This is a genomic window from Pseudomonas sp. YA1, assembly GCF_058680555.1.
Window position 1 is genome coordinate 141,967 of the sequence record NZ_JBZWBG010000014.1, and the last position, 25,131, is coordinate 167,097.

Consider the following 25,131-nt stretch of genomic DNA (forward strand, 5'->3'; position numbering starts at 1 on the left):
GCGCCTGGCAGAATGCTGCGGTCAGGACGGAAAACATCGCGAAGAGGACAAGGTGCCGCGCTATCCCTACGAACGGGTCGAGGATCCCGATCTCGCCCGCTGCCCGGTGGTCGGCCTCGAGGTCGACAGCACCGGCCACCGCAGCGACTGGCATTGCCACCGGCGCGCGCAGTTGCTGTACATGGCGGCCGGTAGCGTCACGCTGTATTTCGCCGAGCGCATTTGCCAATTGACGCCGCTTCAGGCCGCCTGGCTGCCGGCCGGCGTGCCGCATCGCACGGTCCTTCACGGGCGCTTCGCCTACCGTAGCCTGTACTTCGAACCCTCGGCGTTCGCCGAGCTGCCGGACAGCGTCCAGGTCCTCGAGGTCGGGCCGCTAATGCGCGAACTGATCCTGCGCATGACCGGCTGGGCAGCCGACTTGCAATTGGAAGGGCGGCACCTGACGCTGTTGCGCGCACTGTTCGATGAACTGGCGACCGCCCCGGCACACGCCGCGAGCCTGCCGATGCCGCGCGATGCGCGGGCGCTGAAGGTGGCCGAGGCGCTGCTGGCGCAACCCGCGCTGGGCTGGAGCATCGAGGCATGGGGACGCGAGGTCGGCGCCAGCGGGCGGACCCTGGCGCGTCTGTTCACCGAGCAGACCGGCCTGGGTTTCTCTCGCTGGCGAACCCAGGCTCGCTTGTTCGAAGCGCGGAGACGCCTGGCCGAAGGCCGCTCGGTGACCGAGGTCGCCCACGCCCTGGGCTACGCCAGCGACAGTGCGTTCATCGCCATGTACCGGCGGGTCTGCGGGCAGTCGCCGGGGCGCGCCCTGCGTGGTCTCGAATGAGCGCTCAGAAGCGTTCGTGGAGGCCGAGGTAGCGCCATTCGCCGAGCGGTAGCCTGGCCAGCGACAGCGCGCCGATGCGCAGGCGGCGGATGCTCCGCACTTCCAGCCCCTCGCTTTCGCACATGAAGCGCAACTGGCCGGGCAGCACGTCTTTGAGGGCGAAGCGCAGGTGGCTTTCGTTCTGCCAACTGACCTTGCACGGCGATAGCCTGCGGCCCTGGTAGGCGAGGCCGTGGCGCAGGCGCTCGAGGCCGCCGGCGGCCAGGTCGCCGGCGACCTCGACCAGGTATTCCTGCTCCAGCCGTGCACCGTCGTCCACCAGCTTGCGCAGTACGCCGTGCTGCTGGCTGAACACCACCAGCCCGGAAGCCTCGCTGTCCAGCGCGAGGGTGGGACGCTGGCGGGCGAAGTGTTTCTTCAGCGCTCGCAAGGGACTGGGGTCATCGCTCCAGCGCCGCCCCGCGGCGAGCAGACCTTCGAAATCGTCGTGGCGCCAGCCGGCCGGCTTGTGCAACAGCAGGGTGGCCGGTTCGATCGTTTCCGCGCGGGCGCCCGGCAGCAGCTCCACGCGCTGGTCGAGCACCTTGAACTGTGGCTCCTCGATCACTTCGCCGTCGACGCTGACCCAGCCGCCCTCGATGTACAGCTCGGCTTCGCGGCGCGAGCAGGCAGTGAGTTCGGCGAGGCGTTTGGACAGGCGGATCGGGTCGGTCATGGCGAGGCTACTGGAATGAAAGACCGCCAGTTTACTCGTTGTGGCGATGGGCGCCGAGGAATGATTCGGCGCCCGCTCGGTCCCAACTTAAGGAACCGGAGAGGAGACCCTCATGCAGTCACGCCTGATCGATGGCCTGGAATGGGACCTGGACGAGGATGGCAGCGGCGGCCTGTGCAACGCCAATGGCGACAAGGTCCATCTGCGCCAGGGCGACATGGACGGCGCCTGCGGGCCCTACTGCCTGGTCATGGCGATGCTGGTCCGCGGCCAACTGCGCCGGCGCCAGGCCAAGGGCCTGGAGCGGGTCGACAGTCGCAGTCGCTACGGGCGCCTGATGAAGGCGCTGGACCAGCACGGCCCGCTGCTGCGCGTCGGCACCACCGGCGTCGACCTGCTGGAGCTGCTGGCCGAGATCAACGATACCGAGCATTTCGCCCTCAAGGGCGAGGGGCGCAGGTTGGTCCGGCACACCCGCGAATACCTGGAGGCCGGCTTTCCGGTAGTGCTCGGTTTCCACGGCCGCAAGGGTAGCGATATCCGCCACTGGGGCCTGGCCATCGGCATGAGCGAGCGCGCCTTCCTGCTCCTCGACCCGGCCCACGACCTGCCGCGCGGGCAGGCCTGGAACGCGGTGATCACCAGCGAGGCGCATGGTTCCCGGTTCGGCTATCGCTATATCAATGCCAAGGGCACCTGGGCGGTGACCCTCAAGGAAATGGTCGCCTTGCTTTGAGGGGCGGGTTTGTTACAGCCCGTGTGCGGACCGCCAGGCGCGGCGGATCTGCGACTAGAGTGGTGTTTTTCGCTTGGGGAAGGAGAGAACGCATGCCGGGCCTGTCTTTGAATGCCATCCTGCTGAGCGCCGTCGCTCTGCTCGCCCCGTCGGCCGAGGCGGTGGACGCCGGTCGCCACGACAGCGAGCTGGGCGCCGTCGAGGTCACCCCGGTGGTTGGCGGTCTGGCCTATCCCTGGGCCGTCGCCTTCCTGCCGGACAACCAGGGCATGTTGGTCACCGAGCGGCCCGGCAGCTTGCGTTTCGTCAGTCCCGAGGGCCAGTTGTCGGCGCCGCTGGAAGGCGTACCCAGGGTCTTCGCCAGCGGCCAGGGGGGACTGCTCGACGTTGCCTTGTCGCCGGGGTTCGCCGAGGACCGGCTGGTCTACCTGACCTATGCCGAGGCCGGCGAGGACGGCCGCGCCGGAACGGCGGCGGGACGCGGCCGGTTATCGGCGGACAAGCGACGGCTGGAGGGCTTCCACGTGATCTTCCGGCAGTTGCCGAAGCTTTCCAGCGGCCATCACTTCGGCTCGCGCCTGGTCTTCGACGGCAAGGGCCACCTGTTCATCGCCCTCGGCGAGAACAACCAGCGCAGCACCTCGCAGGACCTGGACAAGTTGCAGGGCAAGATCGTCCGCCTGTATCCGGACGGCGGCGTTCCCAAGGACAATCCCTTCGTTGGCCGTACAGACGCGCGGCCGGAGATCTGGAGCTATGGCCACCGCAACCAGCAGGGCGCCGCGCTGAATCCCTGGACCGGCCAGCTCTGGACCCACGAGCACGGCCCGCGCGGCGGCGACGAGATCAACATACCCCAGGCCGGCGGGAACTACGGCTGGCCGCTGGCGACCCATGGAATCAACTACACCCTGCTGCCGATCCCCGAAGCCAGGGGCAAGGCCGTCGACGGTACCGAGGCGCCGCACCATGTCTGGGAGAAGTCGCCGGCGATCAGCGGCATGGCGTTCTACGATGCGCAGCGCTTCCCGGCCTGGCAGCACAACCTGTTCATCGGCGCGCTGGCGACGCAGGAACTGATCCGCCTGCAACTGGATGGCGACCGGGTCGTCCACGAAGAGCGCCTGCTGGGCGATCTCGGGGTGCGCATCCGCGACGTGCGGCAGGGCCCGGACGGCTATCTCTACCTGCTCACCGACCAGAAGGACGGGCAATTGCTGCGCCTGGGGTTGGCGCGCTAGCCTTCAGCCTTGGTTGCGTTTGAGCTGGACGTAGAGCGCCTCGACCTTTTCCCGGGCCCAGGGCGTCTTGCGCAGGAAGGCGAGGCTGGACTTGATGCTCGGGTCGTTCCTGAAACAACGAATGTCGACCCGTTTGCCAAGCTCCGCCCAGCCGTGGTGGGCGACCAGTTCGGTGAGCAGTTTTTCCAGGGTGACGCCGTGCAGTGGATCGGGATGGCCAGGCATGAAGGGCTCGGGATTCAGGCAATGAAAAAGGGGATGGAGCGTGGCACATCTGCGTGCCGGCCTGCCATCCCCTTCGTAGTCCCCGGCGAGGGGCGGGCGATCAGCGCTTCTTGCTGATGGTGATCTGCCGCGACGGGCCGTAGACCTGGCCGCTGACGCCCTTGGCGATCTTCTGGATCTCGCCGCCGGCCTGGAGGAAGGCGGCGACCTGCGCTTCGATGGATTCGCGGGTTTCGACCGCGGGAGCCGGCTTGGCGGCTTTCGGCGCGACGGTTTTCTTCATGATGGCCATATCCGGGGACCTGTCTCTGCATTAAATATGGCCGTTCATTATAACCGAAGCGGCGTTTTATTTCATCTTGAATATTGTCGATCAGATTTCGGACGTAACCTGCTGTTTTCTATAAAGTCCGTTAGGCAATACCCGAGCGAGGCGCTGCGGCATTGGCGAGCCGGCGGCGAACTGCTCGAGGTCTCCGCGGCTGGATGTCCCGCCGACCCCGGGCGACGCAGGATACCGCCAGGTGGATAACTCCTTCGCGCATCCCGGCATGAATTCCAATGTTTGCACTAATTGAGCGAAAAAGTTCTCCGGGGCTCTAACTCGCCTATATCGAGAATAATGAAAAGTTCACGATTAGTTATCGGCTAAGTTGCCCGGATATATACGTCGATATCATCGCGCTGCCGGCCGGGGCATGCATCGCCTCGCTGCGTTCCCGGTGCTAACCTGCGGAACCCCAGCCGCCGAGCGAGCGCCGCATGCCAGCCATTTTCTCCTCCCGCCAACGTATCGCCCTGCGCCTGGCCTGGCGCTTCATGGCGCCTTACCGCTGGCGCATGCTCGGGGCCCTGGTGGCGTTGCTGTTCACCGCGGCGATCACCCTGTCCCTGGGCCAGGGTATCCGCCTGCTGGTGGACCAGGGGTTCCTCACCGCCTCGCCCGAATTGCTCAATCGCTACATCCTGCTGTTCTTCGTGCTGGTGCTCGGCCTGGCCGTGGGCACCTTCGTGCGCTTCTACCTGGTGTCCTGGATCGGCGAGCGCTTCGTCGCCGATATCCGCAAGCGCGTGTTCGACCACCTGATCGAGTTGCATCCCGGTTTCTACGAAACCAACCGTAGCTCCGAGATCCAGTCGCGCCTGACCGCCGACACTACGCTGCTGCAGACGGTGATCGGTTCCTCGCTGTCGATGGCCCTGCGCAATGCCCTGATGCTGGTCGGCGGGGTGCTGCTGATGTTCGTCACCAACGCCAAGCTGACCAGCATCGTGGTGCTGGCGTTGCCGCTGGTGATCGCCCCGATCCTGCTGTTCGGCCGCCGCGTGCGCAGCCTGTCGCGGGAAAGCCAGGACCGGGTGGCCGACGTCGGCAGCTACGTCGGTGAAACCCTCGGTCAGATCAAGACCGTGCAGGCCTACAACCACCAGGCGCAGGATCGCCAGCGCTTCGCCGGCACCGTCGAACGCGCCTTCGACACCGCGCGCAAGCGCATCGCCCAGCGCGCCTGGCTGATCACCGTGGTGATCGTGCTGGTGCTCGGCGCAGTCGGCATCATGCTCTGGGTCGGCGGCCGCGACGTGATCGCCGGCAGCATCTCGGCCGGCGAACTGGCCGCGTTCGTCTTCTACAGCCTGATCGTCGGCATGGCCTTCGGCACCCTCAGCGAGGTGATCGGCGAATTGCAGCGCGCTGCCGGCGCCGCAGAGCGCATCGCCGAGCTGCTCAGGGCGCGCAGCGAGATCCGCCCGCCAGCGCAACCACGCAAGCTGGCGGCGCGGGTGAGCGGGAGGATCGAATTGCAGGCGGTGCGCTTCGCCTATCCGACCCGTCCCGAACACTGGGCCATCGACGACATCAGCCTGGCCGTCGAACCGGGGGAAACCCTGGCCCTGGTCGGACCTTCCGGTGCCGGCAAGTCGACCCTGTTCGATCTGCTCCTGCGTTTCTTCGATCCGCAGCAGGGACGGCTGCTGCTGGACGGACAGCCGATCGTCGAACTGGCCCCGGCCGACTTGCGCCGCAGCTTTGCCCTGGTGTCGCAGAACCCCGCGCTGTTCTTCGGCAGCGTCGAGGAAAACATCCGCTACGGCCGTCCGCATGCCAGCGCCGCCGAGGTCGAGGCCGCAGCGCGTGCCGCGCATGCCCACGAGTTCATCCTGGGTCTGCCGCAGGGCTACGCCACCCACCTGGGCGAGGGCGGCATCGGCCTGTCCGGCGGCCAGCGCCAGCGCCTGGCGATCGCCCGGGCGTTGCTGGTAGACGCGCCGGTGCTGCTGCTCGACGAGGCGACCAGCGCCCTGGATGCGGAAAGCGAGCACCTGATCCAGCAGGCCCTGCCAGGCCTGATGAGCGGACGTACCACCCTGGTGATCGCCCATCGCCTGGCCACGGTGCAGAGCGCCGACCGCATCGCGGTGATCGACCAGGGGCGGCTGGTGGCGATTGGTAGCCACGCCCGTCTGATCGCCGAGAACCCGCTCTATGCGCGCCTGGCGGAACTGCAGTTCGCCGTCGGCGGACGCTAGCTTCAGAGCGGCTTGTCGATACCCGCGTACTGCTTGTCCAGCTCGTCGATACGCTGCGCGTAGGCACGGGAGAGGCAGTCGGTGTCGCCACCGCAGCGCCGGCGCTCACGCAGCCAGTCCTGCTGCCGGTCCTGCATGGCGCCGCGGCCGCCCATGGCGAACAGGCCGCGGAGGAAGTGGTACTTGACGCTCATCTCGACGTCCTTGTCGTTCAGCGCCCGGTTCGCGCAGATGGCCTTTTCGTCCGCTCGCTCAGCCTTTTCGCAATCGAAGCTGGCCGCTTCGGCCAGGGGCGCCAGCAGGAGTCCGCCGAGGGCGAGGAATGCCAGGTGCTTCATGCCGTTCTCCGTTTCGCCTGGTTGCTTGCGAATCTTCGACGCCAGCGACAGCGCTGGGTTCAGCGGGGAGCGCGCGGCGGCCGGGCGGGCCGCTCCGGCGCGGTCAGTGCGAAAGGATCAGGGCCTTCTGCTCGGGGATGACGGTGCGCTCCCGAGGGGCGTCCGCGCGTTCCGCTTCCTCGGTTTCGGGGCGGTTGGCGAACAGGCTTTTCAGGGGGCTCAGCAACGGCTGCTCCTTCGCCGCTTCGGCGACCTGGCTGCGGCTTTCCACGGGTTCCGGGTTGGCCGCCGTGACCACGTGGAAGTCGCTGATCTCGATGATCCCGCGGCCCTCGGCGAGCAAGTGGAAGGAGAAGGCCTTGCGCGCTTCCGGGTTGTCGAAGGTGAAGCTCATGTCCAGCGGCTTGCCTTTGAGCAGGCGCGGGATGTCCGGTACCGGTATGGGAACGTCGCGTTCGAACTCCTTGGTCTTCAGCGTCACCCGGGCGCCGTTGCGGTCCATCTGCAAGGCGCGGATCTTCAGGGTGACCGTGGTCCTGCTGTTCTTCGGCATCTCCAGGTATTGCGCGCCGATCAGGTTGTCGGTCCAGTCGTTGTGGGTTTCCGGCTTCAGGCGGATGCGTTCGTGGGTGGCGAACTGGAACTCCTGGCCCAACTGGCCGGCCTGTTGCACGGAGTGGTCGAGGACGGCGGCGCGCTGGCTGACCAGGCGTGCCTGGCGTCCGCTGAAGCGACCGAGGAACTCGGCTTCGTCGGCGATGAAGCCCTCGCTGCGGTAGCGCCGGCAGACCTGCTGGAAATCGCACTCGACGAAGGTGGCCTTGCCGTCGTGGTGGCGCAGCATGCCGTTGGTGTAGGACATCATTTCGCGACCGCTGGCGTAGTCGCGGAACAGCGAGCGCCCGGAAATCCCCGCCGGCACGCGGTAGCCGAAATAGTCGAGGACGGACGCGGCGAGGTCGACGTGGCCGTAGACGCCGCTCTTGATCGGCGGCAGCGCCGCCTGTTCCGGTGCCAGCACCAGGTTGAAGCCCCAGGCCGAGGCGAGGCGCACCTGGTCGACACCGTGGGATTCGTCGGAAGTGAGCACCACCAGGGTGTCGCGCAACACGCCCTGTTTCTCCAGGTCGGCGAGGAAGGCGCCGATCGCGTCGTCGAGATAGGCCACCGCGGCCTGCTTGGCGTTCGGGTAGCGGGCCAGGTAGTCGGCAGGCGCCGAGTAGGGCTGGTGGGTGCCGACGGTGAGCAGGGTCAGCATCCAGGGTTTCTTCTGCTGGCGCAGCTGCTTCACGTAGGTCGCGGCGCCCTCGAAGAAGGCCTTGTCGTCCATGCCCCAGGGAAACTCCAGGTAGGACTTGTTGCGGAACCAGTCGCGCCCGAGGGTCTTGTCGAAGCCCATCTGCGGCATGACCTTGTCCTTGGCCATGAAGCGCAGGCCGGCACCCTGCAGGAAGTGCGTGCTGAAACCGTGCTGGCGCAGCTGGGCGGGCAGGCACTCCCTGGCCCGGGCCGGGTTGTTGAGCAGTTCGACGCCCTTCGGCGTGCCCGAGTCGAGCTTGCTGTAGTCGCCGCAGAGCATGGCGTAGAGGCCGCGGATGGTCTGGTGGCTGTGCAGCACGTAGTCCGGGGTGGTCATCGCCCGTTCGGCCCAGCCACTCAGCCTGGGCATCGGCGCTTCGTGGTAGCTGCTGTTGATGGCGGCGCGGTTGGCGGCGATATATGCGCCGGGGATTCCCTCCATGGCCACGATTAGGACGTTGCGCGCGCGCCCTCCGCCGGCCAGCAGCGGCGTTCCGGAAAGGTCGAGTTGGTTGAGCCCGGCGACGTCCGGCGGGGTGTCCGGACGGTCGCCGGCGAGCCAGTCTTCGACCGCTAGTTGGCCACTGCTGAGCGCGCTGGCCAGCAGTTTGTGCGGCAGGTTGTACTGCTGCCACTGGTCAGCATCGCTCGGACGCAGGTATTGCAGGCCGACATGCGCCGCCAGGAACGCCGCCGGCAGCGCGTAGGCATAGCGCGGCAGGCGCGGACCGCGGCGGCGCCAGAGCAGCACGCAAAGCAATGTCGCGCCGCCGAGGCCGAGCGCCAGTGGCAGGTGGGCGAGGCCGCCGCCCTGGGTGGAGCTGCTGACGAACTGCGGATCCAGCAGGTACTTGAGGTCGGAAGGTTCCGGCATGCGCCCGACCGCGCCGACCAGTTCGGCATTGCCGATCAGGAACAGGCACCAGAGCAGCATGACCGGGAGCGCGAACCACAGGGAGCGTCGATGCAGGAGCAGCACCAGCAGGCTGCCGAGGGCCAGGTCCGAGAGATAGCCGAACGGCGTCGACCAGCCGAGCCAGTAGCGGCCGGCGAGGGGAACGACCAGGAACAGCGCGGCCAGCGCCAGAAGCGAGCCGCAAGATGAGAGCCAACGGCTGAGTGGACGCACAGGAACTCCTGATGAGCGGCAGCGAGAATCCTTGATAAGGATGTTCCAAAAAAGTCTTTAGGGTTCACGATTTTGAAACATCGTTGTGCTTACTGCCAGTAGACAGTCGGCATTTGGGAAATGTCCGCGTGGTTCAGGATGTTTCGGCGCGAACGGCCGGCAAGGCGATGAGCGGCGTCGGCGCACCGGCAAAAACTTCCGCCCGCCTGCGTGGCGCCCGGTAGAATGCCGCCCCTTCGACAGGGGGAGACAACATGGCGGTCATCGGGCGTTTCAATTCACTGCAGGTGGTCAAGCACACGGAGTTCGGGCTCTATCTCGACGGTACCCAGCACGGCGAGATCCTCCTGCCCAAGCGCTATGTGCCGAAGGACCAGCCCAGCGAAGTGGGCGACTGGCTCAACGTGTTCATCTACCTGGACAGCGACGACCGCCTGATCGCCACCACCCAGACGCCCAAGGTCCAGGTCGGCGGTTTCGCCAGCCTGAAGGTCGTGGAGATCAACCGGATCGGCCTGTTCCTCGACTGGGGTCTGCCCAAGGACCTGCTGCTGCCGCATTCGGAAGAGAAGCGTCCATTGCAGGTCGGCGACTACTGCGTGGTCTACGTCTACCTGGACAAGCGCACCAACCGCATCACCGCCACCGCACGCCTGGACCGCCAGTTGGACAACCTGCCGCCGCGCTACAGCGTCGGCCAGGCGGTCGACCTGCTGGTGGTGGAGCGTACCGAGATGGGCTTCAAGGCGATCATCGAGGGCAAGCACTGGGGCCTGATCCACAAGAACGAGGCGTTCAAGTTCCTCCGCAGCGGCATGCGCGAACAGGGCTACATCAAGGAATTGCGCGCGGACGGCAAGATCGCCCTGAGCCTGCAGCCGGTCGGCGCCGAGGCCGCCGTCGAGCTGAGCCAGCAGATTCTCGCCCGGCTGCTGGAGGCCGGCGGCAGCCTGCCGCTCAGCGACAAGAGTTCGCCGGAAGATATCCACCGGCTCTTCGGGGTCAGCAAGGGGACCTTCAAGAAGGCCATCGGCGGTCTCTACAAGAAAGGCCTGATCCTGATCCACCCGGAACGCATCGAACTGCCGCGCTGAGGTTTCCGCTCAGGGCTGGAGGAACGGGGCGAAGTCCAGGCCAGCGCCGCCGGGGCGGACGTCGCGCAGGCGCTTGCCGGGGTCCGCGCTCAGCTCCAGGCTGAGGGTCGGCCGGCGGGCGTTCTTGTCGCGCAGTTCCAGGCTGTCCTGCTGCTGGCGAAGGAAACCGGTGGGCACCTTCAGGTGCTCCACTGCATCGCCGGCCGGGTTCGCCAGCAGCAGGTTGAGGAACTTGCCGGCCTTCAGTTGGCTGAGCGGAATATCGAACCACCAGACGTTCTTGCTCTTGTTGAAGCGGGCGAGCAGGGTGTTGCCGGCATCCAGCACGGACATGCCCAAGGCCTGGTTGAGCTGTGCGATGGCTGCCGCTTTATCGAGTTTCATGGAGTTTCCTGACGGGCCGCGCCGGCCGGGATGGCGGGCGGGTAGCCGGATATTCTAGCAGCCGGAGGGACGGCGCAGGACCTGCGCGGTGCGCAGGCCCCGCCGCTCAGACCATCCGCCGGAACTGCCGCCAGCGTTGCTGCCAGCCCAGCAGCAGCGGAGAGACCGCGGGGCCGGTGCCGGCGTCCTGCAGGCGCGGGTGGTGGCTCACCACGTTGACCAGGATCGGCTCCTGGGCGTTCTTCACATCGACGAAGAACAGGTGCTGCCCCTGGTGCAGGCGTTCTTCGAAGGGGCGGAAGGCGCGGTTGGTGCGCTGCAGGCCGAAGAAGCTGCCTTCCCACAGGCAGAACGCGCAGAGCACGGCGCCGAGGAAGATCACCGGAATCCAGCCGGCGGCGGTTTCCGTCCAGCCGCTGGCATAGGCGAAGGCCACGGCGACGATGGCCAGGACGAGGCCGACCAACAGGCCGACACGGCCGGAGCGGACCACATCCTTCTTCATGAACGGAGAGACTTCGTGCAGATGGCGCTGGCCGGTCTCCGCGTCCTTTTCGCTGAGGACGTGGATCTGCTCGGTGGCGATGCCGCTGGCTTCCAGTTCGGCTTCGAGCCGTTCCAGCTCGTCGAGGTTGTCGCTGATGTAGTAATGCCGGTTCATGGCATGCCTCCCATCGTCTGACGGCCTGTTCCTTGGGCGAACAGGCAAAGGTCGATACCCCCTGTCGGTGAATCCCGGAGCACCCGCAAGCGGCAGGTCGGCCGGGATTGTCGGTTTCTTGCGCAGCATTCAGTCTAGCATCCGCGGCAGCGGCGGCCGGTACGCCGGTCTGCTGGCTTCTTCCTTCAACATAGGCCGGAAGCGGGGTGGCGGCGGGGCCGGGCGATGGACGGGCCAGGTACGGGTGGGCCGTACGCAGCCCGCGAGCGCAGGATTACTCGGCGGGAACGATGATGGCGACGCGGCGGTTCTCGCTGCGGCCGGCGCGGGTCTTGTTATCGGCCACCGGCTTGCTCATGCCCAGGCCGCGGACCTCGATGTTGGCCGCCGGCATGCCGGCTTCGCGGAACACCGCGGCTACCGATTCGGCGCGCCGTTCGGAGAGCTTCTGGTTGTAGCCTTCGTCGCCGTAGTTGTCGGTGTGGCCTTCCAGGCGGACCTTGTCGATGTCTACCGCGAGCAAGGCGTGGGCGATCTTCGTCAGGGTGTTGCGGCTGTCGGGATTGAGACGGTCGAGATTGTTGCCGAACAGCACCTTGCTGGACATGCCGAACTCCCAGCCTTCGTCGCGGAGTTCGAAGCCCTGCTCCTGGAGCACGGCGATCTGCTCGGCGCTCAGGCCGGTCTGCGGCGGTTTGGTCTGGCAACCGGTCAGACCCAGCACAAGGCTGAACAGGGCGAGGGCGAGCAATCTACTTGGGTGGAGCCTCTGGGGTAGCACTGTCTATCTCCTTTTCTTCCTGAAGGATGCGGGGGTCGTTGAGTTCCGCCAGGCGCCGGCTGCCGCGGGCCTGGCGCTTGGCGATGTACATCGCCATGTCGGCGTCGTGGAGCAGCGCCGCCGGGGTATCCGCGTGCTCGGGATAGAGGGCGATGCCGATGGTCAGCGAGGTACTCACCGTGCTGCCGTCGCTGAGCCGGATCGGCGCCTGCATGCTGGCGATGATGTTGTCGGCGATGCGCAGGGCGTCGGCGCCGGACGCCAGCGGTGCGAGCAGGACGGCGAATTCGTCGCCACCCAGGCGCGCCACCAGGTCGCTTTCGCGCAACTGCCCACGGATGCGCATGGCGATGTTGACCAGCACGGTGTCGCCGGCGGCATGGCCGAGGCGGTCGTTGATCTCCTTGAAACGGTCGCTGTCGATGAACAGTACCGCCAATTGCTCGCGGTGCTCGCTGGCATCGCGCAGCGCCCGGCTCAGGCGGCCTTCGAAGAAGGCGCGGTTGGGCAGGCTGGTCAGGCTGTCGTGGTGGGCCTGGTGCGCCAGCGAGGCGTTCTCGTCCTGCAAGCGCGCCTGCCAGGATTCGAGTTCGTCGAGCAGGGCGTTGAAGTCCTCGCCCAGTTGGCTCAGCTCGGCGATGCCGGCTTCCGGTACGCGCTTCTCGAAATCCCGTTCGCGGCGCACGGTATGCGCGACCTTCGCCAGTTGGTCGAGCGGGCCGACGATACCGCGTACCAGCCGCCGCGACAGATAGAAGGCGCCCAGGGCGGTAAGCAGCAGGCACAGGACCATGCCGGCGAAACCGGTGAGCAGGAAGCGCAGCAGGCTGCCGCCGGAGCCTTTCACCTCCACCGAACCGATCTTCTGGCCGTCGTGCAGGATCGGTTGTTCGGTCGGCGCGCTGAGCAGCCAGTGCGCCAGTTGCTGTTCCAGCAGGTGCAGCGGCCCGGTGCTTTCCCGATGCCAGCTGGCCAGGGGCTGCCCCTGGCGGTCGTAGACGATGGCGCTGGAGACCTCTTCGCTGGAGGCGATCAGCGCCAGGGATTCCTCGGCGGCCTGGGCATCGCCGAAGACCACCGCGGCTTCGACGGTATAGCTGATGGAACGGGCGATCAGTTGCTGGTTGGGGTCCGCGTAGGCGCGCAGGGTCAGCAGGCCGACCAGGGTCACTGCCAGCCCGGCGGTGAATACCGCGACCAGCGCCACGCCCAGGTGCGCGCGATAGAGCACCCGGCGCAGCGATGGATTGGAACCCGTATAGCGACGACGACGGTTCATCACGGAGTGGCCTGCCGCCTTGCCAGTTTCAATACGCTCGGGTGCACGCGTACGCCGCTGCGGGCGATGGAGTCGAGATTGGCCTCGAAGGTGATGCGCGGACCGCCGACGTTGAGGCAGAACATGCTGCCGACGCTGCATTCGGTGCCACGCTCGCTGATGGACAGGACCGGATGCCCGGCCAGGCTGTGGAACACCTGCTGGCGCTCGCGCTCGTCGACCACTCCGAGGTAGATCACGTTGCAGAGCGTGCCGAGGTCCGGGTTGTCCACCGCGCGGCGTTCCGCATGCACGCGCCTGCCATTGGCCTGCACCATGCCGCGGAGCAGGCCGTCGGCGTACTCGGTCGGGCCGACCACGCAGAGTTGCAGAACCGCCGGTTCCTTCGGCCAGCGCACGTAGCTGAATATGCCCAGCAGAACCTGGCTGACCGCGTTGCTGCGTTGCTCGACCGACGTCCGTGCGTCGTCCGCCCACAGGCCTCCGCTGCCCAGGCAGGAAACCGCCAGGACCAGGCAGGCCAGGGTGCGCCTGTAGAGGTCGAGGGGCTGCAAGGTGGGCAACGAAGGCAAAAAGGTTTCCTCCAGGAAAACGTAGCGGGGTGGTACGACTGGCCAGTGTAGTCGGTGTGCGGCGAATATTACCGGATGTGCCGGGAAAGAAAGCCGTTCGGTGTCAAACCAATGACGCAATTGCCGGAGATGGAAGCTCTTTGCGTCTTGTCCTGTCTGGTTTTCTGGCTGAGCATGTAGGACGTTACTGACCTTTATCAGGGGGCGGCATGATCCGGGAAATCCTCAAGATGGGTGACGAGCGCCTGTTGCGCATTGCGCAGCCGGTGCCGTCCGAACTGCTCGGCAGCGAGGAGCTGCAACGGCTGATCGACGACATGTTCGAAACCATGCATCACGTCGGCGGGGTAGGGCTGGCCGCGCCGCAGATCGGCGTCGACCTGCAACTGGTGATCTTCGGTTTCGAGCGCAGCGAGCGCTATCCGGACGCCCCGGCCGTGCCGCCGACCATCCTGCTGAACCCGCGGATCACCCCGCTGGACGACGAGATGGAAGAGGGCTGGGAGGGCTGCCTGTCGGTGCCGGGGTTGCGCGGCGCGGTATCGCGCCATCGGCGCATCCGCTACCAGGGCCTGGACCCGCAGGGACAGCCGATCGACCGCAGCGTCGAAGGGTTCCATGCGCGGGTGGTGCAGCACGAGTGCGACCACCTGATCGGCCGCCTGTATCCCTCGCGAATCACCGACTTCAGCAAGTTCGGCTTCACCGAGGTGCTGTTCCCCGACCTGGACCCCGCCGCGGACGATTGAGCGGTTGCGCCTGCGGCTCCGCTCCGGCCTGGCTCAGCTCCGCGATGGGGTGCCGAGCGGCGCCGCCGGAGCGTGTTTTTTCGCTCGTTTCGCCAGGCGTTTCTCCTGGGCGGTTTTCAGCGGTTTCCTACGAGTTTCCTTCTTCGCGTTCAGTCCCTTGCTCATGGCGTTCACCTCCCCACGCAGCACCTGCGTGGCGCGCCGGATGGCCGATGGCGTCCGCGACGCCGGACGGCGGCGGACGCTTCCAGCATAATGCGTGGCGCAGCGCCCGGCGCGGGTGGCGATCGACGGCGCTCAGCGCAACTGGCGTTGTGCGGTGATTTCCGGCAGGTCCTGGCGGCGCAGATAGACCAGTAGCGGCTCGCCGATGTTCAGTCGTTCGTTGATGTTCTGTTCCAGCAGGATCTGCAACTGCTCGCGGCCCAGGCGCATGACGTCGTCGCGTACCGAACTCCAGACGAACTCGCTGGTGGGCGTGATGCTGTCGTCGGCTACGTCCATGCCGAAGGAGTCTTCGCTGAAACGCACGATGTAGCGGCCGGTCTTGCGGTTGAAACCGACGAACCCCTTGAGGGCATCGGCGGCCTGGCAGATGTCGGTGGATGTGATGCTCATGCGGAACCTCCCTGAACGTTCCTGTTTCTATGGGCGCACGCATGATCGGCGGCGCCCCCGTTCTGCGGCGGGGGTCGCTGGTGCCGAGCGGGGTATTCTGCCAGTTGCCGCCGCCCGGGGAAGAGGGCGGACCGCGAACGGTAGTGGGACGGATTGTCGCGACCTTGGTTAAACCGCCGCCACGCGCTAGGCTCGGGGTTCGCAGCCGACCGAGTGGAGAACAGCGCCAGATGCCAGGGGCCGTGGATTTCAAGGAGCGGATATCCCGCCAGCGTCCGCATGACAGGGAAACCTACGGACATGCCGGGAATACCGATCTGCAAGACATCGTCTACCAGTTGGAAAGCGACCGCGGGCGCATCGTCAATTCCGCCGCCGTGCGGCGCCTGCAGCAGAAGACCCAGGTCTTCCCGCTGGAGCGCAACGCGGCGGTGCGCAGCCGCCTGACCCATTCCCTGGAAGTGCAGCAGACCGGGCGTTTCATCGTCCGCACGCTGTTCCGCCAACTGGGCCCGCGTGCCGCGGAGGTCGGCCTGGACGGGCTGGAAGGCGCGCTGGAAAGCCTGGTGGAAATGGCCTGCCTGATGCACGACGTCGGCAATCCGCCGTTCGGTCATTTCGGCGAGTACGCCATCAACGATTGGTTCGAACGCAATCTCGACGCCCTGTTCGAGCGCCGCGTACCGCCGGGCCAGGGCGACGGCCTGTTGCAGCAGCGCATGCTCACCGACCTCAAGCATTTCGAAGGCAACGCCCAGGCCATCCGCCTGGTGGTGAAGCTGCTGCGCCTGAACCTCACCTACACGCAGACCGCCGGCCTGCTCAAGTACGTGCGTCCGGCCTACGAGCCGAAGCCGGACAAGGCAGCGGCGAACCACTACCTGAACAAGAAGCCGGGCTTCTATCTTTCCGAGGAAGCCTTCGTCGACGAACTGCGCCAAGTCCTCGGCATGCGCCCGGGCACTCGCCACCCTGTGGCCTACATCATGGAAGCGGCCGACGATATCTCCTATTGCCTGGCCGATATCGAAGACTCGGTGGAAAAAGGCATCCTCGACATCCGTCAATTGGCGGATCTGCTGGTGAAGAAGTTTGCCGTCCACCATTCGCCGGACGCACCGATTCCCGGCGACGCGGACAACATGAGCTTCCAGCGGATGGTCGACTACTCGCTGGAAAAGGCCGAGCGGGAGCCGATCAACAAGGTCAGCGAATTCTTCATCCGCCTGCGGGTGAAAATGATCCACCCGCTGGTCCAGCACGCCGCCCAGCAGTTCATCGACAACCTCGAAGCGGTTCATGCCGGCACCCTCGGCCGCGCGCTGATGGAGGACGGCAGCCTGCCGCACGCCATCGTCCAGACGTTCAAGGACGTGGCCATGGAATGGGTGTTCTGCCATCCGGAGGTGGAAACCCTGGAATTGCAGGGCTACCGCATCATCCAGGGCCTGCTGGATTTCTACGCGCCGCTGCTGCGCCTGCCGGCCGAGGAGTTCCAGGCCCTCGCCGAAGGTCGCCAGGCCGCCGCGCCGCATCCGCAACTGCTGGTTCGGCGCCTGCCGAGCCAGCAGATCAAGGCTTACCTGGAGGCCATGAAAGGTGTGGCGGAGGACCCGTTGCAGCGGCAGTGGGAGTTCTACCACCGCTGCCGCATGCTCCAGGATTTCGTCAGCGGCATGACCGACCAGCATGCCCAGGACGAATACCGCGCGTTGTCCGCGCTGTAAGCGGAGGAGCGAGATGCGCGCTGTCGTCGAACTGCTCGCCGGCGCCCGCCGCCTGGTGATCTTCACGGGCGCCGGGGTGTCGGCGGAAAGCGGGATTCCCACCTTCCGCGATGCCCTTGGCGGTCTCTGGGCGCGCTACGATCCGGCGGCCCTGGCTACGCCCGCGGCCTTCGCCGACGATCCCGCGCTGGTCTGGGGCTGGTACGAGTGGCGCCGCCTGAAGGTGCTGGGTGTCCAGCCGAATCCCGCGCACCGGGCGATTGCCGCATTGAGCGGACGGATCGCCGACACCCGGTTGGTCACCCAGAACGTCGACGACCTGCATGAACGCGCCGGCAGCCGCGACGTCCTTCACCTGCATGGCAGCCTGCACGCGCCGCGTTGCGCGACCTGCGCGGCAGCCTACCGGGACGCCTTGCCCGATTCGGTCGAGCCGGAAGAGGGACGACGGATCGAGCCGCCGCGTTGTCCGGCCTGCGGCGGACAGGTCCGGCCGGGCGTGGTCTGGTTCGGCGAGGCGCTGCCCGAGGCGGCGCTGCGCGAGGCTTTCGCCGCGGCCTGCGAGTGCGACCTGTTGCTCAGCGTCGGCACTTCCGGCGTGGTGCAGCCGGCGGCGCGGATACCCGGACTGGCGCTGGAGCACGGTGCCAGCGTCGTGCATGTGAACCCGCAACCGGTGCGCACCCGCCATCCGCGCGAGCACTGTCTCGTCGGTCCGGCCGGCGAGGTGCTGCCCGAACTGTTGCGCCGGGCGTTTCCCGGCTGAGGCGGCTCAGCCCTGGGACGAGCCGAAGAGGATCACCGCGGAACCGATCAGGATCAGCAGCCAGTAGAGCGCGCCTAGCACGATGAACAGCAGGTTGTAGCCCGAATAGCCGGCGTTGCCCGTGCCCTGCGGGTCGCCGCTGGCGAGGTTGGCCTGGCGCTGGATGTTGCGCATCGGGATAAGCGGCGTGAGCAGCAGCAGGAGCGAGGGCAGCGAGTAGGGCTCCAGCGCGGGGACCACGTCGGTGAGGTGGCTGATCAGGTTCGCCGCGACCGTCAGCAGCACCGCCCAGGTCGCATCCTTGCTCGGGCTCCATAGTGTCTGGCGCTCTTCCGGCAGGGCCTGGTGGATCCGCCGGGCGAGGGCGTGGAAAAAGAAGATGCCGAAGATCGCCCGCCATACCGGGCTGATCCGCCGTTCCATCTGCGGTTGCTGGGCCTTCCAGTGCTTGTACATCCAGTACACGCCGTACAGCCCCAGGGTGACGAGGAAGAGCACGCTCATCTTGCCCAGGGAAGTGACGAAGAAATGCGCCCGCTTCGCGCCGTGGGTTTCCACCAGGGGCGCTTCCGGGGTCTTGTAGACGTTTTCCATAACTGATCCGGCAGTCCTTGAGAAAAACCGCCATTTTGCCTTCCGCCGCTCCGTCAGGCCAGCGGCCAGGGGCGTTGCCGCCCCGGCCGTCCGATCAGGCGTTGCGGCTGGGCGGCGCCATGAACTCGGGACCGACCGGATCCTGGATGGTCTCGGCGAGGATCCGCTCGATGCGGGCCATGGCCTCGTCGTCCAGGCGCCAGCCGAAGGCGTCGGCGATGCCGTTCAACTGCTCCGGCTTGCGCGCCCCCCACAGTGCCACAGTAGGGCCGCGATCGAGAATCCAGCGGATGGCCAGGGCCAGCACCGACTTGCCATAGCGCTCGCGAGCCAGTTCCTCCAGTTGCGCGACCGCTGCCAGGTACTGGGCGAAGCGGGGCTGCTGGAACTTCGGGTCGGACTTGCGCAGGTCGTCGCCATCGAAGCGGGTCTCGGCGTTCATCCGTCCGGAAAGCAGGCCGCGGCACAGCGCACCGTAGGCCAGCACGACGATGCCGTTACGCTCGGCGTAGGGCAACACGTCGGCGTCGATGGCGCGCTCGAACAGGTTGTAGGGCGGCTGCACGCTGGCCAGCGGAGCGAACTGGCGGAACCCGTCCATCTGTTCCGGTGAATAGTTGCTCACGCCGATGGCGAGGATCTTGCCGTCGCGGCGCAGGCGCTCCAGTTCGCCGGCGGTTTCCTCGTGCGCCACCAGCGGGTCCGGCCAGTGGATCTGGTACAGGTCGATGCGATCGGTCTTCAGCCGCCGCAGCGAGTCCTCGACCTCCCGGCGGATGCGTGCGGCGGAGGCGTTGCGGTGGATGCCCGCGTCGCTCCACTCCAGCGCCGCCTTGGTGGCGATCACCGCCTTGTCGCGCAGGCCCTGCAAGGCCTTGCCGACGACCTCCTCGGAATGGCCGAAGCCATAGACCGGCGCGGTGTCGATCAGGTTGATCCCGGATTCCACCGCACGCCGGATGGTTTCCACCGACGTCGCGTCGTCAGCGCCGCCCCACATCCAGCCGCCGATGGCCCAGGTGCCGAGGCCGATGCGCGAGACCGGCGTGTCGATACCCTCGATGCGAATGCTTTCAACGCTCATGGAAATACTCCTGCAGATCGGGAAAACGCTTGCCGGCAATGCGCTCGGCGGCACGGAGCGATTACTCTAGATCACCCGAGATTGAATGTGGCTCAATGCTGCATTGACCTCCGAGAACTGCCAGGAGCCCTGGAATGCCGGCTTTCACCCGTTCCGAACTCGCCGACCTGAACGTCTTCATGACCATCGTCCGGCGCCGCAGCTTCCGCCACTCGGCCCAGGAGCTGGGTGTCAGTACCTCGGCGCTGAGCCACAGCATGCGCAACCTCGAGGCGCGGCTCGGGGTGAAGCTGCTCAACCGTACCAGCCGTTCGGTGGTGCCGACCGATGCCGGCAGCGCGCTGGCGGCCAAGCTGGAGGATGGTTTCCAGGTGATCGGCGAGGCGCTCGGCGAACTCGATGCCTATCGCACCTCGCCGGTGGGCCGGCTGCGCCTGAACGTGCCGCGCGATGCCTCGCGGCTGCTGCTGGGGCCGGTCCTCAGGCGCTTCACCGAGGCGTATCCGGACCTGCAACTGGAACTTTCGGTGGAGGACCGCATGGTCGACATCGTCGCCGACGGCTACGACGCCGGCATCCGTTACGGCGGCACGGTGCCCCAGGACATGGTCGCGGTGCCATTGACCGGGGAGCTGCGCTGGGTGGTGGCCGCGTCGCCCGATTACCTGGCGCGCCACGGCGTGCCCCAGCGGCCGGACGACCTGTTGCGGCACGCCTGCATCCGCATGCGCCTGGGCGACAACTCGTTCTACAAATGGGAACTGGGCGACGGCGAGCGGATGGTCGAGGTCGACGTGCCCGGCCCCTTCAGCGTCAACGAAAGCAATACGGCGGTTGCCGCGGCCCTGGACGGTGTCGGCCTGGCCTACTGCCTGGAGGTGGGAATCGCCGAGGAGCTGCGTAGCGGCCGGCTGCAACTGGTATTGCCGGACTGGACCTCGATGGGCGCGCCGTTCTGCCTCTACTATCCGAGCCGACGCCAGCCGCAACCCGGCTTGCGCCAACTGATGGAAATGATCCGCGGCGACTGGCTGGGACGTGCCTGAATCGACCTCCCGCCACACCTTGCAAGGAGCCCCCATGCTCACCGGTCTCAATCACCTGACCCTGGCGGTCGCCGACCTGCCGGCCAGCATCGCCTTCTACCGCGATCTTCTCGGCTTTCGCCTGGAAGCGCGCTGGGACCAGGGCGCCTATCTCGAACTGGGTTCGCTGTGGCTGTGCCTGTCCCGGGAGCCGCAGTACGGCGGGCCGGCCGCGGACTACACGCACTACGCCTTCGGCATCGCCGCCGCGGACTTCGCCCGCTTCGCCGCGCAGCTGCGCGCGCATGGCGTGCGCGAATGGAAGCAGAACCGCAGCGAGGGCGATTCGTTCTACTTCCTCGACCCGGACGGCCATCGCCTGGAGGCCCACGTCGGCGACCTGCGCAGCCGGCTCGCGGCGTGCCGGCAAGCGCCCTATGCGGGAATGCGTTTCGCCGACTAGGCCTTGGCCTTGCCGGAAGCTACGGACGCCACGGCCGGACCGGCGAGGCGCTTCAGCAGGCGCGGGCGGTTGCGCTCCAGTGCGCCGCCGCGCCCCCGCAGGCCGTCCCACAGGCCCCAGCCCAGGCAGCGCAGCTTGAGCAGCTTGTCGCGTTCGAGCAGGAGCACCGCGAGGCCCTGGGTCAGGGTCGGCAGGTTCGCCAGCAGGGCCAGCGGCGAGGACCGGGCGTAGCGGCGCAGGACCAGCAGGCCGTTGCGCGCCAGGTAGTAGCGGCGCAGCGGGGCGTGGTTCATCGCGCTGAGGCTGAGACCGCCGAGGCGGTGGGTCTTGCGCGTGCCGATGCGGTGCTCGAGGACCAGCCGCGGGTCGACGTACAGGGGCACGTCCAGCGCCTGGGCGCGCAGGCTGTACTCGGTGTCCACGTGGTCGATGAACAGTTCCTCGTCGAAGTGGCCGAGGCGCTGGTAGGCCTCGCGGGTCAGCAGGCAGCCGGAGGAGATCAGGAACGAGGTGCGCTGTGGGGTCGTCAGGCCGTCCAGGGACAGTTGCCTGAGCGCCAGCCCGTCGAGGTGGATGGCCGGCAGGAAGCGCCGGTCGCCCCGGTCGAAGATCCGTGGACCGAGCAGGCAGGCCTGGCCGTTGCATGCCTGCAGGTTGCGCCATTGGGCGGCGAGGAAGGCGCCGCCGGGACGGGAGTCCTGGTCGAGCAGCAGCACACCCTGCAGGCCGCGCCGGAACAGCGTGTCGAGCCCCTGGTTGAAGGCGCCGGCGATGCCCTGCCGGTTGCCGTGGTAGAGCACGGCGATGCCTTGCCCGCGCAGCCGGGCGTTGCGCTGCGGATCGCTGTGCGGCGAGTTGTCGACGGCGAGGAAGCGCAGTTGCGGAAAGGCCGCCGACAGTTCGCCAAGGTGTTCCAGGTCGTCGTCGCCAGGATTGAACAGCACCACCAGCACGCCCATGTCTATCCGGTCCATGATCGGTCTTCTCCCGTAGGTCGAAGTTGCCAGGCCAGGACCAGCCCGGCCAGAACGAGAAGGGCGCCGGCGAGGAATGGCGCGCCGGCCAGGGGCACTGGCGCGAGCGGACCGCTGCCCCAGTGGAACAGGCCGCTCATCAGCGGCGGACCGACGATCGCGGCGAGGCTCATCAGGCTGCTCAGCACGCCCTGCAACTCGCCCTGGCGATCGACCGGCACGCGGGCCGAGAGCAGCCCCTGCATGGCCGGGGTGGCGAGGCTGCCGAGCGCGAAGGGCAGCAGCGCGCAGACCAGCCAGAATGACGAGTCGACCAGGGCGAACAGCAGCAGGCCGCAGCCTTGCAGGGCGAGGCCCAGGCGCAGCAGGCGGGCGTCGTCCAGGCGCCGCTTGCAGAGGTTCACGCCGAGGGTCTGGGCGAGCACCGCGAGTACGCCGTAGAGGGCCAGCGAGTAGCCGATCCAGGCGCTGCTCCAGTGAAACTTCTCGATCACGAAGAACGGCCAGACCACCATCACCGCCTGCAGGCCGAGGAATACCAGGGCAAGCACCGCCAGCAGGCGTCCGACCCCGGGTTGCCGAGCCAGGCCGCTGATCGAGCGCAAGGCGTTCATCCGCCTCGGATCCAGCCGGCGGCGTCGCGCGGGGGGCAGGGTTTCCTCGAGGAACAGGCCGGCGAGCAGGGCGTTGAGCAGGCACAGGCCGGCGGCCAGCAACAGCGGCAGCGTCGTGCCGTGCACCGCCAGCAGCCCACCGAGGGCGGGGCCGAGGATCATGCCCAGGGCGAGGCCGGCGTACAGCCAGCCGAAGTGCCGGGTGCGCTGCCCGTGCGTGCCGAGGTCAGCCGCGCAGGCCATCGCGGTGGCCACGCTGGCGCCGGTGAGCCCGGCCAGCGCGCGACCGAGGAACAGCATCCAGAGGCTGTCGGCCAGCGCCAGCAGCAGATAGCTGAGGGCGAAGCCGAGCATCGCCAGGACCAGGACGGGGCGGCGTCCGAAGCGGTCGCTGAGGCTGCCGAGGACCGGCGAAAAGAACAATTGCAGCAGCGCGAAGGTCATCACCAGGGCGGCGCCCCAGGTGGCCGCGTCGCGGACCGCCAGCGGCGCCACGCCGCCGATCAGCGTCGGCAGCAGGGGCACGATCAGGCCGACGCCAGCGGCATCCAGCAGGCAGGTGAGGAACAGCAGAGGCAGGACGCGTTTCGCGCCGGGACCGTGTTCCCGCGTGGCGGAGGGGCAGAGGCTGGTCGTGGACACGCCAGGATCCTCCCGGCGAACACAGGAAATCCCGATCCTGGGACGCCAGCGACGGCAAGGGAAACTACCGGAATTCACAGGTTCGACGAACGGTCGCGGCAACGCCGGCGGGCGGCGTGATGTCATAATGATGCGACCCGTGCGCCAGTCGGGTATCCTTGCCGGCCTCCAACGTTGTTTCCTAACGATATTTTCCTCCTGTCGCGAGCAAAGGGATTTCAATGACGCCCAGAAAAGGAAAGCTACCTGCCGTGCTCGCCTGCATGGCATCGCTGGCGGGCTGCAACATCAACCCGGCGAACCAGGGCTCGGTGTCGTCCTGGTTCTCCATGCGCGCCGGCGATCCGCCCAGCTTCGTCACCGGCGTGGTCGGCTTCGAGAACACCGGCAGCAACGACCCGTCCACCCGCCTGACCCTGCGTTTCCGCGATCCCGCCTCCAAGACCCATGCGGCCCACGTCACCACCTCGTCGTACTCCGAGCTGTTCAGCCTCGCACTGACGCCGCGCTACTACGAGCTTTACGAGTTCGAGGTGAGGTACCTGTCCTATACCGTCACCCGCGAGACCGGTGCGTACGAGGAGCGCTGCGAGGCCAACGGCGAGGCGCTGGAGAAGACGGTCCAGAAAAGGAAGCGCAGCGTCACCCACACGTCGGTAAACGTGGAGTCCAACTGTCGTTCTACGCCGCTGACCAAAACCGACTACTACTACGAGACCTATACCTCCAAGCCGTTCTCCGCGCCGTTCCGTGCCGAGAGCTTCGCCACCAACTACATCGGCGACTTCCGCGTGCAGTGCAGCTACAAGGAGAAGAAGGGCAAGACCCTCGTCGACAGCTGCCGTCTCAACTACGGCGCCGTCAGCCGCGATCGGGTGGACGCCTGGGTGGCGCAGATGAACGAGGCAGACAAGGACAAGCGCGAGCCGCTGCCGCCGGTACGCCAGCAGGCGGTCGACACGAAGAAGGCCGGCAAGCTCATCCATTCGGTATTTCGCTGAGGCGCTCGTTCAAAGAGCGCCGGCGATCGCGCGCCAGGTGTCGGCGTATCGCCATCGCAGCCAGGCGACCAGGCAGCGCTCGTGCCAGCGTCGCAGGGCGCTGCTCCTTTGCCGCGCCAGGCGTCGCTCGATGGCCTCTTCCAGCCAGGCCTCGTCGAAGGCGGTCCAGACCGCCGGAGCGGGGCTGAGCAGGTTGCCGTGGCAGACCGGCGCCACCTCCTCGAAGAACAACCGTTCCAGCAACGCCGGGTCGACGCCCTTTATCCGCCGGGCGATATCCTCGGGCTCCAAGAGAGTGTCGACGAAGGCGTCGGATAGCGCGTGGCGCAGTCGTCGGCGTTGGCTCGGGTCAAGGGCCATGGCAGGTATGGGTCCGCAGGCTGGTGCGCAGGCAGCATAACCCGCCACGGCCAGTGCGGAGAGGCGTCAGGCCCGACGGGGACGCCAGGAGCGACGACGGAGGGGCGGGCGCTGGCGGCCGAACCAGCGCCAGCGGTTGCGCCGTAGCGCCTCGTGGCACTCGTCGCGCAGCCAGGCTGGCAGCAGGCGCAGCCAGCGCAGGTGACGCCAGGGGCCCGGCAACAGGCGCAGCACCTCGAGCAGGGCATCGTTGTCGTCGCAGGCGTAGGCGCCGTCGACGAACAGCCAGGTGTCGAAATGATCGGGTGCCAGCCCGAACCAATCGAGAATCGCCAGACCTTCGGCGGACTGCGCGGCAAGCAGCTTCAGCCGGTGGTCGGCGCGGCGTGCCAGGAAACCGCTCCAGAGCGTGCAGAAGCGGCAGTGCTGGTCGTACAACACGACCTTGTCGCCGGGCTGGAGGTACGGCGGCAGTGACATGAGGGGCCCCCTTGGGTTCGGCTTTGTGCGCAAGCCCGGAACCGTAACGGCGGGAAGGGAGGACGACTAGTCGGTGTGCTGTCAGAGTTTTCTTTCTGTGCGGTCATCGATTCGTCTTTCGCCGGACGGCGCCGGGCAACGCGCCATTCCTCTTCCTGAAGGACGATGCTGCGCCTGCCCGGTTTAAGTTCGATGACGCCGGGACGAGCGGGAGATGTC

General features: G+C 67.1%; 29 protein-coding genes. 11 read left to right on the top strand and 18 right to left on the bottom strand.

Translation table 11 applies throughout. The features are described 5' to 3' along the window. The first annotated feature begins 52 nt into the window (after positions 1 to 52). Positions 53 to 832, top strand: coding sequence for an AraC family transcriptional regulator (locus AC4OR5_RS20805; RefSeq protein WP_024947639.1), 780 nt, complete (start codon positions 53 to 55; stop codon positions 830 to 832). A 4-nt stretch (positions 833 to 836) separates the two neighbouring features. Here the strand turns inward: AC4OR5_RS20805 and AC4OR5_RS20810 are convergent, their stop codons facing one another. Then, positions 837 to 1,547: an rRNA pseudouridine synthase gene (locus AC4OR5_RS20810; RefSeq protein WP_003086466.1), complete on the bottom strand. Its 711-nt coding sequence runs from the start codon at positions 1,545 to 1,547 to the stop codon at positions 837 to 839. A 112-nt stretch (positions 1,548 to 1,659) separates the two neighbouring features. Here AC4OR5_RS20810 and hcuA point away from each other — a divergent pair, with 112 nt between their 5' ends. Then, positions 1,660 to 2,283 carry a hydrophobic compound transporter HcuA gene (gene hcuA, locus AC4OR5_RS20815; RefSeq protein WP_003086467.1) on the top strand — a complete coding sequence of 208 codons (624 nt, stop codon included), beginning with the start codon at positions 1,660 to 1,662 and terminating at the stop codon, positions 2,281 to 2,283. Positions 2,284 to 2,375: 92 nt separating this feature from the next. Next, positions 2,376 to 3,524 (top strand): hydrophobic compound transporter HcuB, encoded by a 1,149-nt coding sequence (hcuB, locus tag AC4OR5_RS20820; protein ID WP_015503341.1) that lies wholly within the window; start codon positions 2,376 to 2,378, stop codon positions 3,522 to 3,524. 3 nt (positions 3,525 to 3,527) lie between these two features. Here hcuB and AC4OR5_RS20825 read toward each other — a convergent pair whose 3' ends face one another. Both AC4OR5_RS20825 and AC4OR5_RS20830 read right to left on the bottom strand, forming a co-directional pair. Then, positions 3,528 to 3,749, bottom strand: coding sequence for a VF530 family protein (locus AC4OR5_RS20825; protein WP_003082243.1), 222 nt, complete (start codon positions 3,747 to 3,749; stop codon positions 3,528 to 3,530). Positions 3,750 to 3,849: 100 nt separating this feature from the next. Beyond that, positions 3,850 to 4,041, bottom strand: a complete 192-nt coding sequence (locus AC4OR5_RS20830; protein ID WP_003109112.1) for a PFL_1563 family small protein — start codon at positions 4,039 to 4,041, stop codon at positions 3,850 to 3,852. A gap of 470 nt (positions 4,042 to 4,511) precedes the next feature. Between AC4OR5_RS20830 and hcuC the strand changes: the two genes are divergently transcribed. Continuing rightward, the gene (gene hcuC, locus AC4OR5_RS20835; RefSeq protein ID WP_058159969.1) at positions 4,512 to 6,278 is read left to right on the top strand and encodes a hydrophobic compound transporter HcuC; all 1,767 of its coding nucleotides are present in this window, start codon (positions 4,512 to 4,514) and stop codon (positions 6,276 to 6,278) included. Between the two features lie 2 nt (positions 6,279 to 6,280). On the opposite strand, the gene AC4OR5_RS20840 is transcribed toward hcuC, so the two are convergent. Beyond that, the gene (locus AC4OR5_RS20840; protein ID WP_003086480.1) at positions 6,281 to 6,616 is read right to left on the bottom strand and encodes a lysozyme inhibitor LprI family protein; all 336 of its coding nucleotides are present in this window, start codon (positions 6,614 to 6,616) and stop codon (positions 6,281 to 6,283) included. Between the two features lie 103 nt (positions 6,617 to 6,719). After that, a complete protein-coding gene (locus tag AC4OR5_RS20845) occupies positions 6,720 to 9,044 on the bottom strand; it encodes an LTA synthase family protein (RefSeq protein ID WP_058159970.1) in 2,325 nt (774 codons plus the stop codon). Positions 9,045 to 9,298: 254 nt separating this feature from the next. Between AC4OR5_RS20845 and AC4OR5_RS20850 the strand changes: the two genes are divergently transcribed. Then, positions 9,299 to 10,138 carry a CvfB family protein gene (locus AC4OR5_RS20850; RefSeq protein WP_003082250.1) on the top strand — a complete coding sequence of 280 codons (840 nt, stop codon included), beginning with the start codon at positions 9,299 to 9,301 and terminating at the stop codon, positions 10,136 to 10,138. A 9-nt stretch (positions 10,139 to 10,147) separates the two neighbouring features. On the opposite strand, the gene AC4OR5_RS20855 is transcribed toward AC4OR5_RS20850, so the two are convergent. The 5 genes from AC4OR5_RS20855 to yfiR form a co-directional block, all read right to left on the bottom strand. Beyond that, a complete protein-coding gene (locus AC4OR5_RS20855; RefSeq protein WP_003082252.1) occupies positions 10,148 to 10,522 on the bottom strand; it encodes a hypothetical protein in 375 nt (124 codons plus the stop codon). 106 nt (positions 10,523 to 10,628) lie between these two features. Further along, positions 10,629 to 11,183 (bottom strand): magnesium transporter, encoded by a 555-nt coding sequence (locus tag AC4OR5_RS20860; protein WP_003109108.1) that lies wholly within the window; start codon positions 11,181 to 11,183, stop codon positions 10,629 to 10,631. Positions 11,184 to 11,457: 274 nt separating this feature from the next. Then, positions 11,458 to 11,964 carry a small colony variant regulatory network protein YfiB gene (yfiB, locus tag AC4OR5_RS20865; RefSeq protein WP_003145479.1) on the bottom strand — a complete coding sequence of 169 codons (507 nt, stop codon included), beginning with the start codon at positions 11,962 to 11,964 and terminating at the stop codon, positions 11,458 to 11,460. After that, on the bottom strand, positions 11,936 to 13,243 hold the full coding sequence (gene tpbB / locus AC4OR5_RS20870) for a small colony variant regulatory network diguanylate cyclase TpbB (protein ID WP_003116327.1): 1,308 nt from the start codon (positions 13,241 to 13,243) through the stop codon (positions 11,936 to 11,938). Before tpbB ends, yfiB begins: the two co-directional genes overlap by 29 nt. Then, positions 13,243 to 13,815: a small colony variant regulatory diguanylate cyclase inhibitor YfiR gene (gene yfiR / locus AC4OR5_RS20875; protein WP_015503338.1), complete on the bottom strand. Its 573-nt coding sequence runs from the start codon at positions 13,813 to 13,815 to the stop codon at positions 13,243 to 13,245. The genes tpbB and yfiR overlap by 1 nt, the downstream gene beginning before the upstream one ends. Positions 13,816 to 14,024: 209 nt before the next feature. On the opposite strand from yfiR, the gene def reads away from it, so the two are divergent. Further along, positions 14,025 to 14,564 carry a peptide deformylase gene (gene def / locus AC4OR5_RS20880; protein ID WP_003086490.1) on the top strand — a complete coding sequence of 180 codons (540 nt, stop codon included), beginning with the start codon at positions 14,025 to 14,027 and terminating at the stop codon, positions 14,562 to 14,564. A gap of 33 nt (positions 14,565 to 14,597) precedes the next feature. Here the strand turns inward: def and AC4OR5_RS20885 are convergent, their stop codons facing one another. Both AC4OR5_RS20885 and AC4OR5_RS20890 read right to left on the bottom strand, forming a co-directional pair. Next, entirely contained in the window at positions 14,598 to 14,729 is a 132-nt protein-coding gene (locus AC4OR5_RS20885) for a hypothetical protein (RefSeq protein WP_003086493.1), read from the bottom strand. Positions 14,730 to 14,861: 132 nt separating this feature from the next. Next, positions 14,862 to 15,182: a DUF2025 family protein gene (locus AC4OR5_RS20890; RefSeq protein WP_003082265.1), complete on the bottom strand. Its 321-nt coding sequence runs from the start codon at positions 15,180 to 15,182 to the stop codon at positions 14,862 to 14,864. 230 nt (positions 15,183 to 15,412) lie between these two features. Here AC4OR5_RS20890 and dgt point away from each other — a divergent pair, with 230 nt between their 5' ends. Continuing rightward, positions 15,413 to 16,909 carry a dGTPase gene (dgt, locus tag AC4OR5_RS20895; RefSeq protein ID WP_003109104.1) on the top strand — a complete coding sequence of 499 codons (1,497 nt, stop codon included), beginning with the start codon at positions 15,413 to 15,415 and terminating at the stop codon, positions 16,907 to 16,909. 13 nt (positions 16,910 to 16,922) lie between these two features. After that, positions 16,923 to 17,675, top strand: a complete 753-nt coding sequence (locus tag AC4OR5_RS20900) for an SIR2 family NAD-dependent protein deacylase (RefSeq protein ID WP_003086499.1) — start codon at positions 16,923 to 16,925, stop codon at positions 17,673 to 17,675. Between the two features lie 6 nt (positions 17,676 to 17,681). Here AC4OR5_RS20900 and AC4OR5_RS20905 read toward each other — a convergent pair whose 3' ends face one another. Next, on the bottom strand, positions 17,682 to 18,269 hold the full coding sequence (locus tag AC4OR5_RS20905) for a DUF4234 domain-containing protein (RefSeq protein ID WP_023112253.1): 588 nt from the start codon (positions 18,267 to 18,269) through the stop codon (positions 17,682 to 17,684). Positions 18,270 to 18,363: 94 nt separating this feature from the next. Next, on the bottom strand, positions 18,364 to 19,353 hold the full coding sequence (locus AC4OR5_RS20910; protein ID WP_003082273.1) for an aldo/keto reductase: 990 nt from the start codon (positions 19,351 to 19,353) through the stop codon (positions 18,364 to 18,366). A gap of 134 nt (positions 19,354 to 19,487) precedes the next feature. Here AC4OR5_RS20910 and AC4OR5_RS20915 point away from each other — a divergent pair, with 134 nt between their 5' ends. Together AC4OR5_RS20915 and AC4OR5_RS20920 are read left to right on the top strand one after the other, a co-directional pair. Beyond that, the gene (locus AC4OR5_RS20915) at positions 19,488 to 20,399 is read left to right on the top strand and encodes a LysR family transcriptional regulator (RefSeq protein WP_003086503.1); all 912 of its coding nucleotides are present in this window, start codon (positions 19,488 to 19,490) and stop codon (positions 20,397 to 20,399) included. A gap of 34 nt (positions 20,400 to 20,433) precedes the next feature. After that, the gene (locus AC4OR5_RS20920; RefSeq protein ID WP_003082280.1) at positions 20,434 to 20,841 is read left to right on the top strand and encodes a FosA family fosfomycin resistance glutathione transferase; all 408 of its coding nucleotides are present in this window, start codon (positions 20,434 to 20,436) and stop codon (positions 20,839 to 20,841) included. Here the strand turns inward: AC4OR5_RS20920 and AC4OR5_RS20925 are convergent. Both AC4OR5_RS20925 and AC4OR5_RS20930 read right to left on the bottom strand, forming a co-directional pair. Then, positions 20,838 to 21,815, bottom strand: coding sequence for a rhamnosyltransferase (locus AC4OR5_RS20925; protein WP_058159971.1), 978 nt, complete (start codon positions 21,813 to 21,815; stop codon positions 20,838 to 20,840). The two genes, AC4OR5_RS20920 and AC4OR5_RS20925, sit on opposite strands and share 4 nt — an antisense overlap. Then, complete coding sequence (locus AC4OR5_RS20930) at positions 21,803 to 23,071, bottom strand: MFS transporter (protein WP_058159972.1); 1,269 nt, start codon at positions 23,069 to 23,071, stop codon at positions 21,803 to 21,805. The genes AC4OR5_RS20925 and AC4OR5_RS20930 overlap by 13 nt, the downstream gene beginning before the upstream one ends. Before the next feature lie 311 nt (positions 23,072 to 23,382). Between AC4OR5_RS20930 and AC4OR5_RS20935 the strand changes: the two genes are divergently transcribed. Beyond that, positions 23,383 to 24,072 (top strand): hypothetical protein, encoded by a 690-nt coding sequence (locus AC4OR5_RS20935; RefSeq protein WP_073647482.1) that lies wholly within the window; start codon positions 23,383 to 23,385, stop codon positions 24,070 to 24,072. A 9-nt stretch (positions 24,073 to 24,081) separates the two neighbouring features. On the opposite strand, the gene AC4OR5_RS20940 is transcribed toward AC4OR5_RS20935, so the two are convergent. Both AC4OR5_RS20940 and AC4OR5_RS20945 read right to left on the bottom strand, forming a co-directional pair. Next, positions 24,082 to 24,432, bottom strand: coding sequence for a DUF7079 family protein (locus AC4OR5_RS20940; protein ID WP_003133878.1), 351 nt, complete (start codon positions 24,430 to 24,432; stop codon positions 24,082 to 24,084). 66 nt (positions 24,433 to 24,498) lie between these two features. Beyond that, positions 24,499 to 24,912, bottom strand: coding sequence for a thiol-disulfide oxidoreductase DCC family protein (locus AC4OR5_RS20945; protein ID WP_023095954.1), 414 nt, complete (start codon positions 24,910 to 24,912; stop codon positions 24,499 to 24,501). Between the last annotated feature and the right edge of the window lie 219 nt (positions 24,913 to 25,131).